12 protein-coding genes and 1 riboswitch are annotated in these 13,966 nt (G+C 63.7%); of the genes, 1 reads left to right on the top strand and 11 read right to left on the bottom strand.

Going from position 1 to position 13,966, the window contains the following annotated elements; translation table 11 throughout:
• Positions 1–31: 31 nt before the first annotated feature.
• The 9 genes from ACF8R3_RS19725 to ACF8R3_RS19765 form a co-directional block, all read right to left on the bottom strand.
• A complete protein-coding gene (locus ACF8R3_RS19725) occupies positions 32–742 on the bottom strand; it encodes a membrane integrity-associated transporter subunit PqiC (protein WP_023532908.1) in 711 nt (236 codons plus the stop codon).
• Positions 743–915: 173 nt separating this feature from the next.
• Positions 916–3,171, bottom strand: coding sequence for a DNA topoisomerase IV subunit A (parC, locus tag ACF8R3_RS19730; protein WP_196121424.1), 2,256 nt, complete (start codon positions 3,169–3,171; stop codon positions 916–918).
• 10 nt (positions 3,172–3,181) lie between these two features.
• Complete coding sequence (locus ACF8R3_RS19735; protein ID WP_058638923.1) at positions 3,182–3,700, bottom strand: TIGR02281 family clan AA aspartic protease; 519 nt, start codon at positions 3,698–3,700, stop codon at positions 3,182–3,184.
• On the bottom strand, positions 3,697–4,683 hold the full coding sequence (locus ACF8R3_RS19740) for an esterase-like activity of phytase family protein (protein WP_392516040.1): 987 nt from the start codon (positions 4,681–4,683) through the stop codon (positions 3,697–3,699). The genes ACF8R3_RS19735 and ACF8R3_RS19740 overlap by 4 nt, the downstream gene beginning before the upstream one ends.
• Positions 4,680–6,584 (bottom strand): DNA topoisomerase IV subunit B, encoded by a 1,905-nt coding sequence (gene parE / locus ACF8R3_RS19745; protein ID WP_392516041.1) that lies wholly within the window; start codon positions 6,582–6,584, stop codon positions 4,680–4,682. The genes ACF8R3_RS19740 and parE overlap by 4 nt, the downstream gene beginning before the upstream one ends.
• A gap of 35 nt (positions 6,585–6,619) precedes the next feature.
• Complete coding sequence (locus tag ACF8R3_RS19750; RefSeq protein WP_058603997.1) at positions 6,620–7,228, bottom strand: YqiA/YcfP family alpha/beta fold hydrolase; 609 nt, start codon at positions 7,226–7,228, stop codon at positions 6,620–6,622.
• 336 nt (positions 7,229–7,564) lie between these two features.
• Positions 7,565–8,365, bottom strand: coding sequence for a 3',5'-cyclic-AMP phosphodiesterase (gene cpdA / locus ACF8R3_RS19755; protein ID WP_392516042.1), 801 nt, complete (start codon positions 8,363–8,365; stop codon positions 7,565–7,567).
• Positions 8,366–8,377: 12 nt separating this feature from the next.
• Positions 8,378–8,866 (bottom strand): DUF1249 domain-containing protein, encoded by a 489-nt coding sequence (locus ACF8R3_RS19760; protein WP_205885101.1) that lies wholly within the window; start codon positions 8,864–8,866, stop codon positions 8,378–8,380.
• Positions 8,821–9,438: an NUDIX domain-containing protein gene (locus ACF8R3_RS19765; RefSeq protein WP_023532940.1), complete on the bottom strand. Its 618-nt coding sequence runs from the start codon at positions 9,436–9,438 to the stop codon at positions 8,821–8,823. Before ACF8R3_RS19765 ends, ACF8R3_RS19760 begins: the two co-directional genes overlap by 46 nt.
• Positions 9,439–9,623: 185 nt before the next feature.
• On the opposite strand from ACF8R3_RS19765, the gene ACF8R3_RS19770 reads away from it, so the two are divergent.
• Complete coding sequence (locus tag ACF8R3_RS19770; RefSeq protein ID WP_058638919.1) at positions 9,624–10,370, top strand: RsiV family protein; 747 nt, start codon at positions 9,624–9,626, stop codon at positions 10,368–10,370.
• Here the strand turns inward: ACF8R3_RS19770 and cytX are convergent.
• Entirely contained in the window at positions 10,339–11,622 is a 1,284-nt protein-coding gene (cytX, locus tag ACF8R3_RS19775; protein ID WP_392516043.1) for a putative hydroxymethylpyrimidine transporter CytX, read from the bottom strand. The genes ACF8R3_RS19770 and cytX overlap by 32 nt on opposite strands.
• 120 nt (positions 11,623–11,742) lie before the next feature.
• Positions 11,743–13,623 (bottom strand): phosphomethylpyrimidine synthase ThiC, encoded by a 1,881-nt coding sequence (thiC, locus tag ACF8R3_RS19780; protein ID WP_058638917.1) that lies wholly within the window; start codon positions 13,621–13,623, stop codon positions 11,743–11,745.
• A 154-nt stretch (positions 13,624–13,777) separates the two neighbouring features.
• A riboswitch (TPP riboswitch) is annotated at positions 13,778–13,884 on the bottom strand.
• Positions 13,885–13,966 lie beyond the last annotated feature (82 nt).

The following is a 13,966-nucleotide window of genomic DNA, read 5'->3' on the forward strand; positions in this document are numbered from 1 at the left end:
TGATGCGGGCTTTTTCATGGCTGGTCTTCGATCAGAACCGATACACTTCCATGTCGGTACGAATCGGCGAGGCCATCGGGATTTTGGATTTCTCGGGCTGCTTCTTGACCTGCACAGGCGCTGCAGGCTTCTTGGGTGCGGCTTCGGCAATGGCCGGCTGGTTTGCCAACGGCTTGACCGCAGTGCTTAGTTGCTCGGCCAGCTTCTGCAACAGTTGCCCTTGCGCCTGGACCTGCGAGGCCTCGCTGCCTTCATGCTTCTGCTCTAAATGTACGATGCGGTTGTCACGCACCTGACCACGGCGGTCGAGCACACGCCATTGTGCATCCAGAACCGCAGGTTGGTTCTTGCCAGAGTCCAGTCGCGTGATCGATAGCAGCACTTGCACGTCCGGGCTGAAACCTGCCGTCGCCGGCGCCAGCACCACGCGCTGGCTGTCCAGACGCCAAGCCAGCTGCCGCACCAGCAACTGGTCGATATCCGAGGACAGGCTGCCTGCCCAGCGCCCGTCGGTCGCAGCACTGAGGCTGCCGTCGGCCTGGCGTTGCAGGAACGTCTCACGTTGCAGATAGTCGGCCACCGAAACCGGGCCGAGTACGACGGCCATGCCCGCATGTTGCGACGGCTGGCCAGGATCACCGCTGTCGAGCTGGTACAAGGCAACCGGCTGGTGCATGGTGCACCCGCCAAGGCCCAATAGACCCGTCATCAACAGCGCAAAGGGAAGGCGCAGAAATTTCATCATCCCATCCAGGCGGCTGCCTTCAGGCACGCCGCAGTGATACGTATGGATTCAAACGGGCACACGGCTACGCCGGCACCGCAGGGGGGCATATCATCCGCGAAATAAGTGCCCGACTCCAGCATTTCTGCCCGCAACGGCGGTGAAATCGCCATTGCGGGCCTGTCGGATGCTCAGCCGGGCAATTCGACCTGCAGCCCATCGACCCGCTGGAAGCCACGGGGCAACTTGCTGCCGCGCCTACCACGTTCGCCCTTGTAGTGCTCCAGGTCATCGCCCTTGAGTGATAGGGTCCGCTTGCCGGCTTGTAGCACCAGCGTGGCCCCTTCGGCCACCACGGCAAGGTCGGTGACGTACTCTTCCCGGCTGGCGACCCGGTCACCGGGCACGCCGATGATCTTGTTGCCCTTGCCCTTGCCCAACTGCGGCAGATCACTGACCTTGAACACCAGTAGACGGCCTTCGGTGGTTACCGCTGCCAACCAGTCCTGCTCCCGGTTGGCCACCGGTCGCGGCGTCATCACCTTGGCGCCGTTGGGCAGGCTGAGCAGCCCTTTGCCAGCCTTGTTCTTGGCCTGCAGGTCTTCACCCTTGACCACGAACCCGTAGCCGGCATCGGAAGCCACCACGTAGAGCGCATCGTCTTCGGGCAGCAGCACGCACTCGAAAGTGGCGCCCGGTGGCGGCGCCAGGCGCCCGGTCAGGGGCTCGCCCTGGCCACGGGCTGACGGCAGGCTGTGGGCGGCCACCGAATAACTTCGTCCGGTGGAGTCGATGAGCACGGCAAATTGGTTCGAGCGCCCTGCGGCCGCGGCCTTGAACCCATCCCCGGCTTTATAAGACAGGCCAGTGGCATCGATGTCATGCCCCTTGGCACACCTTACCCAGCCTTTCTCCGACAGCACCACCGTGACGGGCTCGGTCGGCATCAGCTCGTTTTCCGAGAGCGCCTTGGCTTCTGCCCGCGCCACGATGGGCGAGCGTCGGTCATCGCCATAGGTCTGAGCATCCTTGATCAATTCGCTGCGCACCAACTTGCGCAACTTCGCCTCGCTGCCCAGCAGTGCCTGCAGCTTGGCCTGCTCCTTGAGCAGCTCGTCCTGCTCGCCACGGATTTTCATCTCTTCCAGCCGGGCGAGCTGGCGCAGGCGGGTTTCCAGGATGTAATCGGCCTGGATCTCGGTGAGGTTGAAGCGGGCGATCAGCGCCTGCTTGGGATGTTCCTCGGTACGGATGATATGAATCACTTCGTCCAGATTGAGGAAGGCAGTGAGCAAGCCGTCCAGCAAGTGCAGGCGTTTTTCGACCTTGTCCAGGCGATGCTGCAAGCGCCGCCGGACAGTGCCGGTACGGAACTCCAACCATTCCAGCAGCAGCGCCCGCAGGTTCTTCAGTTGCGGGCGGCCGTCCAGGCCGATGATGTTGACGTTGACCCGGTAGCTGCTTTCAAGGTCGGTGGTGGCGAACAGGTGCTGCATCAGCTCGTCGGCATCCACGCGATTGGAGCGCGGGATGATGACGATGCGGCAGGGGTTTTCGTGATCGGACTCATCGCGCAGGTCAGCGACCATCGGCAGCTTCTTGGCCTGCATCTGTGCGGCGATCTGCTCCAATACCTTGGCGCCGGACACCTGGTGCGGTAACGCCGTGACGACGATATCGCCATCCTCGACCCGGTACACTGCACGCATGCGAATCGAACCGCGCCCGCTTTCATACATCTTGAGAATGTCGGCCCGAGGCGTGACGATCTCTGCCTCGGTCGGGTAATCGGGCCCCTGGATGTGCTCGCACAACTGCTCGATGGAGGCCTTTGGCTCGTCGAGCAAGCGCACGCAGGCACTGGCCACCTCGCGCAGGTTGTGCGGCGGCACGTCGGTGGCCATGCCCACGGCGATGCCGGTGGTGCCGTTGAGCAGAATGTTGGGCAGGCGCGCGGGCAACACCGCCGGTTCCTGCAAGGTGCCGTCGAAGTTGGGCACCCAATCCACGGTACCTTGGCCGACTTCGTCGAGCAGCACCTCGGCATACCGCGACAGCCGTGCTTCGGTATAACGCATGGCGGCAAACGACTTGGGATCGTCCGGCGCGCCCCAGTTGCCCTGGCCGTCCACCAAGGTGTAGCGGTAGCTGAAGGGCTGCGCCATCAGCACCATGGCCTCGTAGCAGGCCGAGTCCCCGTGGGGGTGGAACTTGCCGAGCACATCGCCCACGGTGCGCGCCGACTTCTTGTGCTTGGCATCGGCGTCCAGGCCCAGCTCGCTCATGGCGTAGACAATGCGCCGCTGCACAGGCTTGAGGCCGTCGCCGATATGCGGCAAGGCCCGGTCCATGATCACGTACATGGAGTAGTTGAGGTAGGCCTGTTCGGTGAAGTCAGCCAACGAGCGGCGTTCGACGCCGTCCAGACTGTCTTGTAGTTCGCTCATGCGAGCCTCGTCATTTCAGGTTCTGGCGCAGCAGCATGGTGCCGCCGCGCTGGGTAAATTCAAGTTGTTTCAGGGCGCTCATGCCCAATAGCACAGTGGTGCCATCCAGGCCCGGCACCACGATCGCGCGAATGTCGCGCAGGTGGATATCGCCCAATTGCAGGCTGTCCAGCCGGGTGCGATAGCCTTGCGTGCGACCGTTGGCGGTGCTGACGGTTACCGGGCTGCCACGCTTGAGCGCAAGGCCGTCGGCCAGGGATTCGGGTATGGCAACATCGGTGGCACCGGTGTCGAGCATGAAATGCACCACCTGGCCATTGATGGCGCCATCGGCGACGAAGTGGCCCTGGCCATTGCCCAGCAGGCGCACCTCGACAAACCCTTGTCCATGGGAGGACTGGACCTGCGCATTGGGGTTGCGCTGGCGGTCTTCCCATTGCCCGAAGAAGCGCGTGGCCAGGAACAGCGCCGCCGCCCAGGCCAGGATCATCAGCACCCTGCCCGCCCGTTTGCCCGGTGCCTGGCTCACGGCTTGGCACTCCAGCCGCCGGCAGGGGCCGCAAAGCGCCAGACGATCGGCCGGCGCTCGCCATCGGCACGCGCGCCTTCATTGTTGTCCAGGCCGATCCACGCCCCCTCGGCGTCGACCACTAGCGCCTCGGCCACACCGAACAGCTGGCCATAGCGCCGTGGCTCGGTCAACGCGTCGGCCGCAAACGACCAGCAGCGCTCGATCTGACCGCTGTCGGCATCGCGGCGACAGATGCGATAGGCATTGCGCTCGAGCGTGAACAGTTTGCCGTCGAACCAGGCCAGGTCGGCAAAGTCTCGCGAAACCGGTCGCGCATCGGGTAGCTGCGGCGGCTGCATCTCTACACCGGCTTCGCTGAACAGGACGCAGCGTCGCCCGCAGGCCCACACCGACTGTTGGCGCTCGATGGCCACCAGCCCACGGCGCTCACGCTCGCCAGCCAGCCACAGGCGATCGCCGGCAGGGTTGACGGCCACGCCTTCGAACAGCGCATTGAAGTTCAGCAGCATGCCGCTGGCCCGTGCCTGGCGCACCATGGCCGAATCGATCTTCAGCCAGTGCGGCGCGCCCGAAACAGGCAGTTGCAGCACGGCGGCATGCGCCTCGCTGACCAGGTACAGGTTGCCGGCCTGGTCACAGGTGATGCCCTCGAAATCAAGGTCGCCACCGCGCAGCCACGACGCCAGCCAGGTCCGCATCTTCAGCCCCCACGGCAAGCCGCTCTCCGGCACCGGTGGTGGGTCGAACGCCACTGCCTGTGCCTGCCACGCACCGTCCTTGAGTTCGAAACGGTAGAGGCGATCGTCGTCCCGGTCCGAGACACCCCATAAGCTACCCCGGCATTGCGCAAGGCCCGACAGGTTACCGGCACGCATGCCATCGACGGGATGCTCGCCGATCAGTTCAAGTTCAGGCCAGGTGTCTGCCAGGGTCGGCAAGGCCACCAGCGGCAGGCAAGCCGCCAGGAGCCAACGAATCAAACCATGACCTCTGCCAGGTTGCCCTTGGTTTCCAGCCAGGCCTTGCGGTCCCCGGCACGCTTCTTGGCCAGCAGCTTGTCCATCAGCTCGCATGTGGTCTGCACGTCGTCCAGGGTGAGCTGGACCAGGCGCCGAGTGTTGGGGTCCATGGTGGTTTCGCGCAACTGGGGCGGGTTCATCTCGCCCAGGCCCTTGAAGCGGGTGACCTGCGGCTTGCCGCGCTTTTTCTCTGCCACCAGGCGGTCGAGAATGCCGTCTCGTTCGGCTTCATCCAGGGCGTAGTAGATTTCCTTGCCCAGGTCGATACGGTACAGCGGCGGCATGGCCACATACACATGACCGGCTTCGACCAGTGCCCGGAAATGCTGCACGAACAGCGCGCACAGCAGGGTGGCGATGTGCAGGCCGTCGGAGTCGGCGTCGGCCAGGATGCACACCTTGCCGTAACGAAGCTGCGCCAGGTCGGTAGCGCCTGGGTCCACGCCAATGGCGACAGCGATGTTGTGCACTTCCTGACTGGCGAGCACTTCACCGCCGTCCACTTCCCAGGTGTTGAGGATCTTGCCGCGCAGCGGCAGGATCGCCTGGAACTCTTTGTCACGCGCCTGCTTGGCCGAACCACCGGCCGAGTCGCCCTCGACCAGGAACAGCTCGGCGCGCATCGGGTCCTGGCCCGCGCAATCGGCCAGCTTGCCTGGCAGTGCGGGGCCCTGGGTGATGCGCTTGCGCTCGACCTTCTTGCTGGCCTTCAGGCGGCGACCGGCGTTGCTGATGGCCAACTCGGCCAGCTGCATGCCCAGCTCCGGGTGGGCGTTGAGCCACAGGCTGAAGGCATCCTTGACCACGCCTGAGACGAAGGCAGCGGCTTCGCGCGAGGAAAGGCGTTCCTTGGTCTGCCCGGAGAACTGTGGGTCCTGCATCTTCATCGACAGCACGAAGGTGATGCGCTCCCAGACGTCTTCCGGGGCCAGCTTCACGCCACGGGGCAGCAGGTTGCGGAACTCGCAGAACTCACGCATCGCGTCCAGCAAGCCTTGGCGAAGGCCGTTGACATGGGTGCCGCCCTGGGCCGTGGGGATCAGGTTGACGTAGCTTTCCTGAATGCTGTCGCCCCCTTCGGGCAGCCACAGCAGGGCCCAGTCGACCGCTTCCTTGTTGCCGGCCAGGCTGCCGCAGAACGGCTCGTCGGGCAGGCGCTGGAAGTCACTGACCGAATCCACGAGGTAGGAGCGCAGGCCGTTTTCGTAATGCCATTCCACCTTCTCGCCGCTGGCCTTGTCCTCGAAACTGACCAGCAGGCCTGGGCAGAGCACGGCCTTGGCCTTGAGTACGTGCTTGAGCCGGCTGATGGAGAACCGCGGGGAATCGAAGTACTTGGGGTCGGGGCTGAAATAGACGCTGGTGCCGGTGTTGCGCTTGCCGACCGCGCCGACCACTTCCAGCTCGCTTGACTTGAAGCCATCGGCAAAGGTCATCTGGTATTCGTTGCCGTCACGCTTCACCCGCACGCGCACCTGCGTGGACAAGGCGTTGACCACCGAAATACCGACGCCATGGAGGCCGCCGGAGAATTGGTAGTTCTTGTTGGAGAACTTACCGCCGGCATGCAGCTTGGTGAGGATCAGTTCGACGCCCGACACGCCTTCTTCAGGGTGGATGTCCACTGGCATGCCGCGACCATCGTCGCTGACTTCCAGCGAATGGTCGGCGTGCAGGATGACCTGCACCGAACGGGCGTGGCCGGCGAGGGCTTCGTCGACACTGTTGTCGATGACTTCCTGGGCCAGGTGGTTGGGGCGGCTGGTGTCGGTGTACATGCCCGGCCGCTTGCGAACCGGGTCAAGGCCCGAGAGGACTTCGATGGCGTCTGCGTTATAGGCGCTAGCGCTGGGATTGGCCATGGGGTCTCGTCGTCAGTCTGGTGAATGCAAAAAAATCAAAATACAGAAAAATCGAGTGCAGCGTACTGCGTCGGGGCAACACCGGCGAAGGCCAGTAGGGCCGGCAGGCGCTCGGCGAAGCCTTGGAAGCTGTGGTCGCCACCGGCCTGGATACGCAGCGCGCAGTGGCGGTAGTACCGCTCGGCGTGGCGATAGTCCAGGGTTTCGTCGCCGGTCTGCAACCATACCTGGTAGCGGCTTGGGTCCGTAGGGGGCGGGACCTCCAGCTCGGCCAGCGCCTGGACGTGGTCAAGGGTCAACTCCCACGCCTGGCCTGTGTGATGGTTGTGCTGGGTACCCAAATAGCCGTCGAACAGGCGGTGCGGCCCTACGGCGGGGTTGACCAGCAAGGCCTTGAGGCCATGGCGCTCGGCCAGGTAGGTGGCATAGTAGCCGCCCAGTGAACTGCCCACCAGCAACGGCGCGCCCAGTTCGGCGATGCAACCTTCAAGCTGCTCGATGGCCTGGCGGGGATGATGATGCAGCGCTGGCAGGCGCAGCCGGTCGATCAGCCCGAGGTGCTGCATGACGGCCTGAAGCTGCCTGGCCTTGGCTGACAACGGCGAGCTGTTGAAGCCGTGTATATAGAGGATGGAACCCGACATGCTGCCCCCGGAAGCTGTAGCGTTGCGCCTGTAGGCAGGCGCAGGGACGCGCAGTGTATCGCGTTCGCAAGGTTTTGGCGCCGCGCCGGTTTTTCTGAAACACATTCCGCTATGGGCAGGTGGAGAGTCACTGAGACTACTGGCAGCTATGGTGACACGGTTAGGGTGGAAGCGGCCTTGCCGGGGCGCCGGACCGGCCGCGATGGGCCGCAAAGCGGCCCCGGCGACATCTGCTGCGAAGCTGAAATCCTGGGGCCGCTGCGCGCCCCATCGCGGCACAAAGGCCGCACGGGACTGGGTTCGCTTGGAGAGCGCGTGCAGGACAGCCCGCGCAGTTCAATACCCCGGGCTATCGAAATCGAGCCTGACCTCGAAATCCAGCGCCCGCTCCACCCCCGTGTCCACCGTCCCATCAGTCTGCAAGCGGATCCAGCGATAGCCAGGATGCTGCTGGCTTACCTCGAAATCTTCACTGCCTGGGGCGAACTGGATGCAGGTCGAAGGCGTGGCCAGCAGCCGCAGGTCGCCGCGCCATTGATCCCATTCCTGATGCACGTGCCCCCACAACAGCGCACGCACCTGGGGGTGACGATCGATCACGGCGAACAGCGCATCGGCGTTGCGCAGGCCGATGGGGGCGATCCATGCACAGCCGATGTCGACCGGTTGATGGTGCAGGCACACCAGGCAGTGGCGCTCCCCTGACGTGCGCAATGCAGTTTCCAGCAGGCTGAGCTGGGTATCCTGCAGCCAACCATGGGCCGCTCCTGGCACTGCCGTGTCGAGCATGACGATGCGCCAGGCCCCGATGTCGGTAACCGGCTGCACTAACTCAGGCGCCACCTGCGCCATCACCTGCGCTTCGTCATGGTTGCCCGGCAGCCAGCGCGCCGGCGCAGCAAAGCCTGCGGTCAATTGCTCAAAGGCCGCGTAGGAAGCAACGCTGGCGTCCTGGGACAAGTCCCCCGTGCACAACAACAGGTGCGTGTCGCTCTGCTCGCGCAATGCCTGCCGCACCACATGGCGCAGGCTGTCGCGGGTATTGAGGCCTAGCATGCTGCCCTCGGGGCTGGCGAACAGATGGGCGTCGGTCAGGTGCACCACGTTAACGGTGCCGGCAGGGTTCGAGTGCGGCAAGGCCGTCTCCTTTCAGCGAGCGCTTACCAGTTCGTGGCCGCAGGCCAGGCAGTGAGAAAGCCATTCACCCAGGAACAGGTTCAGCTGGGCTTTTTCGTCCGGCTGGTGCATGGCGGCGTTGGGGTAAGGATAGATGCTGCGCAGACGCCTGGCGTGCTCGGCGCTCACCACTTCGGCCATGCGGGCGTCATGGTAAACCTGCACCTCCATGACCGGGACCGGCAGCCAGGGCAGGCTGTGCTCCTGGCGTATGCGCAGCGTGGTGGTGTAGGGGCAGGCCAGGACCACGTCGAGCACTAGCACGCCCAGCATCTGGTCGCCCTGGGTCATGCCGATGCTACGCGAGCTCTGGGTGGTGCGCATGTCCGGGAGCAGGCGCATCAGCCGGGCATAGTTGGCCTCACAGGCGGCCTGCAATCCGGCCAGGTCGACCCGGTAGCGCTCGCGCAGCAGGTTCACTTCCACATACCTCGAACTTCGTCGCGGTTCAGGGCGAGCCATTGCAAGCCGATGATGGTCGCGGCATTGCAGATGCGCCCGTCGCGTACCGCCTGCAAGGCATCCTCGAACGACCACACGCGCACCCGGATATCCTCGCCTTCAGACTCCAGCCCGTGCAGGCCACCGGCACCCTCGGCGCTGCAGCGGCCAAGGAACAGGTGGACGTATTCGTCACTGCCGCCTGGCGAAGGGAAGTAGCGCGTCATCGGCCACAGCGCGCTGAACGTCAGGCCGGCCTCTTCCTCGGCCTCACGGTGGGCCACTTCTTCTGGCTGCTCGTCCTTGTCGATCAGCCCGGCGACCATCTCGATCAACCAGGGGTTGGCGACCTTGTCCAGGGCGCCCACACGAAACTGCTCGATCAGGACCACTTCATCGCGCTGCGGGTCGTACGGCAAAACGCACACCGCGTCATGGCGCACGAACAGCTCACGGCTGATTTCCCGGCCCATTCCACCGGCGAACAGCTCATGGCGAAGGTGCAGCTTGTCGAGCCTGTAAAAGCCCTGGAAACACTTGTCCCGCTTGACGATCTCGACCGCCTGGGGCACTGAATTCAACGTATCCGACATGAAAATCCTCGTTGCATCGCTGCTGCATCGCGCCATCCTACTCTGCACGCTGGCACGTTTCACCCCCCGGCGACAACCGTTGGCGTACATGGCACAGCGGGCCCGGTCTCTGTTAGCTTAGTGGCGAACTGAAGGCCATGCCGACGGTCAAAGGCCGACTTTTCCCTGTTCTTGCAAGGATCATCATGACACTCGTCAAACTGACATCCATCGCTGTGCTGGCCTTGGCGCTGGGCGCATGCCAGAGCCTGTTCGCCCCCAACTACCGAGCACCGCTCGAGGTCAAGCGCGAAGCCTGGGAGCACGTCAAGCCAGGCTGCAGCGAGCGTGATTGCCCGTTGGTGAATATTGACACCGTGCATTTCCCGGCGTTGCCCAAGCTCGACGGTATTGTCGAAAAGCGCCTGCTGCAGCTGACCGAGGACAACCAGCACGCGGCAGCACCGACCACGTTGCAAGCCTACGAACAGCACTACCTGGCCAGCGCCGAGAAGCGCAACAGCAGCTACTTGCAGGCCAAGGTACGCGAACAGCATGACGGGCTGGTGATCATCGAGCTGTCCAGCTACCTGGATACCGGTGGCGCCCATGGCATGCCAGGTCGTGCCTTCATCAACTATTCACGCAAGCTGGACAAGGTCCTGACACTGCAGGACATGCTGGTCCCGGGCCAGGAAGAAACGTTCTGGAAGACGGTGGAGGAATCGCACCGCGCCTGGCTGATCAGTGTCGGCATGGACAAGGATGCCGAGTTCATCAAGACCTGGCCATTCAAACGCTCGCCCCATATCGCCCTGACCTACGGCGCGGTGGTGGTGAAGTACGAGGTGTACGCCATCGCGCCGTATTCCATGGGCCATGTGGAGCTGAAAATCCCTTACCCACGCCTCAATGGTGTGATCAAGCCCGAACTGTTCCCCGGCCGCGGCTGAGGTTCAACACGCCATACAACACCCCTGCCAGCACCAACGCCGGCAGGGTCGCGCCCAGGTCCGGCGCCTGGGCGGCAATGATGTGATACGCCGCCACCCCAGCCGCCCATGCCAGCAATGCCGGCCAGTGCAGCGCCCCTACATGGGCTGGAACGCTGCGACGGCGAACCCAGTAATGGTCCATCAGCACCACGCCGAACAGCGGGGCGAACACCGAGCCGATCAGCAGCAGGAAGTTCTCGTACTGCGCAAGCGGTGCCAACAGGGCGATCAGCGTGCACAACACACCGATGGCCAGGGCCAGGTGTTCTACCTTCACGCGTGCCAGCACCCCGGCGGAGACCGCTGCCGAATGAATATCGGCGAAGGCTTTTTCCGATTCGTCGAGCAGAATCAGCAACAACGGAATACCCATGCCAGCCCCGGCGAGCGCCAGTAGCAGGGCATTGACTTCGCCCTGCGCCGCGAAGGCCAGGGTGTAGGCCACCCCCAGGCTCATCAGCCAAGTGTTGCCGATGAAGTACCCCACCACCGTACTGCCGAACACCTGCCTGCCGTCACGGGCAAACCGCGAATAGTCGGCAATCAGCGGCAACCACGACAAGGGCATGGCGATGACGATGTCAAAGCCCACGGCCAGCGACATCGACCCATCCCCGCCGCGTTGCCACAGCGTCGCCAGGTCAGCCTTGGCGAACAGGTTCCAGGTCAGCCAGGCACAGGCGCCCAGCAGCAGCCAGATACCCCAGGCCCGCAGGATCTTGCGCACGAAGGCCAACGGCCCGCTGACCGCAAGCACGGTGGCCAGCGCGCCGAAACACAGCGTCCACAGTACCGGGCTGTTCCACACGCTGGCCTCACCGAAGGCTCGTGCACCCAGCAGGCTGGCGGCATCGCGCATGACGATGATCTCGAAGGCGCCCCAGCCTATCAGCTGCAATACGTTGAGCAGCGCTGGCAAGCGCGCACCTTGCGCCCCCAGGCTGAGCTTGAGCGTACCCATGGCGGACAAACCGGTGTCACTGCCGATCACACCGGCAGCACCCAACAACAACACACCGACCCCGGTGCCCAAGGCGATGGCCAGGATAGCCCCGGACAGGCCAAGGCCCGGCGCCAGCATGGCACCGACTTGCAGCACCATCAGGCCGATGCCTAGGGAAAACCATAGTGAAAACAGGTCGCGGCCGCCGAACACGCGTTGGCCGTTGGGGATGGGATGATCGGGGGAGAATAGACTGGACGTGGTCATGCTTGCTCGCACTCGGCAATGTGATTGTAGGGGTGGGCGCAAGGCAGGCGGCTAACCGCGTTGCAGCACTTACCTGCTTCGCGGCGTAGGGTGTACCCACCTTGGCCCAAAGGCTGCGCCTCAGACCTTGTGGTACAGCTGGCTGCCGGCCTGGCGGAAGCGCTCGGCCTGCTCGCGCATGCCCTGCTCCACCGAGACGTCCACGGTTTCGATCCGAGCAGCGTATTCACGCACTTCCTGGGTGATCTTCATGGAGCAGAACTTCGGCCCGCACATGGAGCAGAAATGCGCCACCTTGGCCGACTCCTTGGGCAGGGTTTCGTCGTGGAAGGCACGCGCCGTGTCAGGGTCCAACCCCAGGTTGAACTGATCTTCCCAGCGAAACTCGAAGCGCGCCTTCGACAACGCGTTATCGCGAATCTGGGCCCCTGGGTGACCTTTGGCCAGGTCGGCTGCATGGGCTGCAATCTTGTAGGTGATGATGCCGGTCTTGACGTCGTCCTTGTCAGGCAGTCCCAGGTGTTCCTTGGGCGTCACATAGCAGAGCATGGCGCAGCCAAACCAGCCGATCATGGCCGCCCCGATGCCGGAGGTGATGTGGTCGTAGCCAGGGGCGATGTCGGTGGTCAGCGGGCCGAGGGTGTAGAACGGCGCTTCGTCACAGCACTCTAGCTGCTTGTCCATGTTCTCCTTGATCAACTGCATCGGCACATGGCCAGGGCCTTCGATCATGCATTGCACATCGTGCTTCCAGGCGATCTTGGTCAGTTCGCCCAGGGTTTCCAGCTCGCCGAACTGCGCCGCATCGTTGGCGTCGGCGATCGAGCCTGGGCGCAGGCCATCGCCCAGCGAGAAGCTGACGTCGTAGGCCTTCATGATTTCGCAGATTTCTTCGAAGTGGGTGTACAGGAAGTTCTCCTGGTGATGCGCCAAGCACCACTTGGCCATGATCGAGCCACCCCGGCTGACGATGCCGGTGACGCGCTTGGCGGTCAGCGGGACATAGCGCAGCAGCACCCCGGCATGGATGGTGAAGTAGTCCACGCCCTGCTCGGCCTGTTCGATCAGCGTGTCGCGAAACAGCTCCCAGGTCAGGTCCTCGGCCACACCGCCAACCTTTTCCAATGCCTGGTAGATGGGAACGGTGCCGATGGGCACGGGTGAGTTGCGAATGATCCATTCGCGGGTTTCATGGATGTGCTTGCCGGTGGACAAGTCCATGACGGTGTCCGAGCCCCAGCGAATGCCCCAGGTGAGCTTGGCCACTTCTTCTTCGATGGACGAACCCAACGCACTGTTGCCGATGTTGCCGTTGATTTTCACCAGGAAGTTGCGGCCGATGATCATCGGCTCCAGCTCGGTATGGTTGATGTTGGCCGGGATGATGGCGCGGCCACGGGCCACTTCCTCACGTACGAACTCGGGGGTGATTTCCTTGGGAATGCTGGCGCCGAAGCTGTGACCGGCATGCTGCGTATCGAGCAGGCCTGCCGCCCGGGCCTCCTGCAGCTTCATGTTCTCGCGGATGGCCACGTATTCCATCTCGGCGGTGATGATGCCCTGGCGGGCGTAATGCATCTGCGACACATTGGCGCCTGGCTTGGCACGACGCGGGTTGCGGACATGGGCGAAGCGCAGCTTGGCCAGTTCGGCGTCGTTCAGCCGCTGCTGGCCGAAGTGGGAGCTCAGCCCGCTCAGGCGCTCGGTGTCACCCCGTGCGTCGATCCAGGCCGAACGCACGTCGGCCAGGCCCTTGCGCACGTCGATCAACACCTCTGGGTCGGTGTAAGGGCCGGAAGTGTCGTAGACCAGCACCGGCGCATTGCTCTCACCCCCAAAATCGGTGGGCGTGTCGGCCAGGCTGATCGCGCGCATCGGCACGCGAATATCCGGGCGCGAGCCCTGGACATAAACCTTGCGCGAGCGCGGAAACGGCTGCACGGACTGCTGATCGACTTGCGCCGATTCGCTGAGGTTCATCGCTTTTTCTTGTTGGGTCATCACAGGCTCTCCAGACGGCTTCCTAGCAGTGGAATGTCGGGGTGAACCTGAAGGACGCGGACGCACTCCTAGACGGGTGCGGTGCCAAAGACGGGGTGTCATGGGCTGCAAGCAGCCGATGCTTTCCCGGACCTGGCACAAGAGGCTCCCCGGGAAGGCGAGCAATCTTGTTCCCTACGCAGGCGCTAACCTGATCAGGTTCAACGGGATCCGCACCTATGCGATCTCAGCCTTTGCTTCAAGGCACCCCGACAAGAACATGCGCAGTCTAGACTGGAGTTGCCGGCAAAGCCAAGCGAGCAATCCCGGGAATGATCAACGGCATCCGGGGTGATTGTTGCCC

It is taken from the genome of Pseudomonas sp. FYR_7 (genome assembly GCF_043106155.1).
In the GTDB taxonomy this organism is placed as follows: domain Bacteria; phylum Pseudomonadota; class Gammaproteobacteria; order Pseudomonadales; family Pseudomonadaceae; genus Aquipseudomonas; species Aquipseudomonas parafulva_B.

What these genes read in the sequence shown, in the direction of transcription:
- ACF8R3_RS19725 (WP_023532908.1), bottom strand. Translation starts at nt 742, where the DNA reads ATGAAATTTCTGCGCCTTCCCTTTGCGCTGTTGATGACGGGTCTATTG.
- ACF8R3_RS19770 (WP_058638919.1), top strand. Translation starts at nt 9,624, where the DNA reads ATGACACTCGTCAAACTGACATCCATCGCTGTGCTGGCCTTGGCGCTG.
- parC (WP_196121424.1), bottom strand. Translation starts at nt 3,171, where the DNA reads ATGAGCGAACTACAAGACAGTCTGGACGGCGTCGAACGCCGCTCGTTG.
- ACF8R3_RS19765 (WP_023532940.1), bottom strand. Translation starts at nt 9,438, where the DNA reads ATGTCGGATACGTTGAATTCAGTGCCCCAGGCGGTCGAGATCGTCAAG.
- ACF8R3_RS19760 (WP_205885101.1), bottom strand. Translation starts at nt 8,866, where the DNA reads ATGGCTCGCCCTGAACCGCGACGAAGTTCGAGGTATGTGGAAGTGAAC.
- thiC (WP_058638917.1), bottom strand. Translation starts at nt 13,623, where the DNA reads ATGACCCAACAAGAAAAAGCGATGAACCTCAGCGAATCGGCGCAAGTC.
- cytX (WP_392516043.1), bottom strand. Translation starts at nt 11,622, where the DNA reads ATGACCACGTCCAGTCTATTCTCCCCCGATCATCCCATCCCCAACGGC.
- ACF8R3_RS19750 (WP_058603997.1), bottom strand. Translation starts at nt 7,228, where the DNA reads ATGTCGGGTTCCATCCTCTATATACACGGCTTCAACAGCTCGCCGTTG.
- parE (WP_392516041.1), bottom strand. Translation starts at nt 6,584, where the DNA reads ATGGCCAATCCCAGCGCTAGCGCCTATAACGCAGACGCCATCGAAGTC.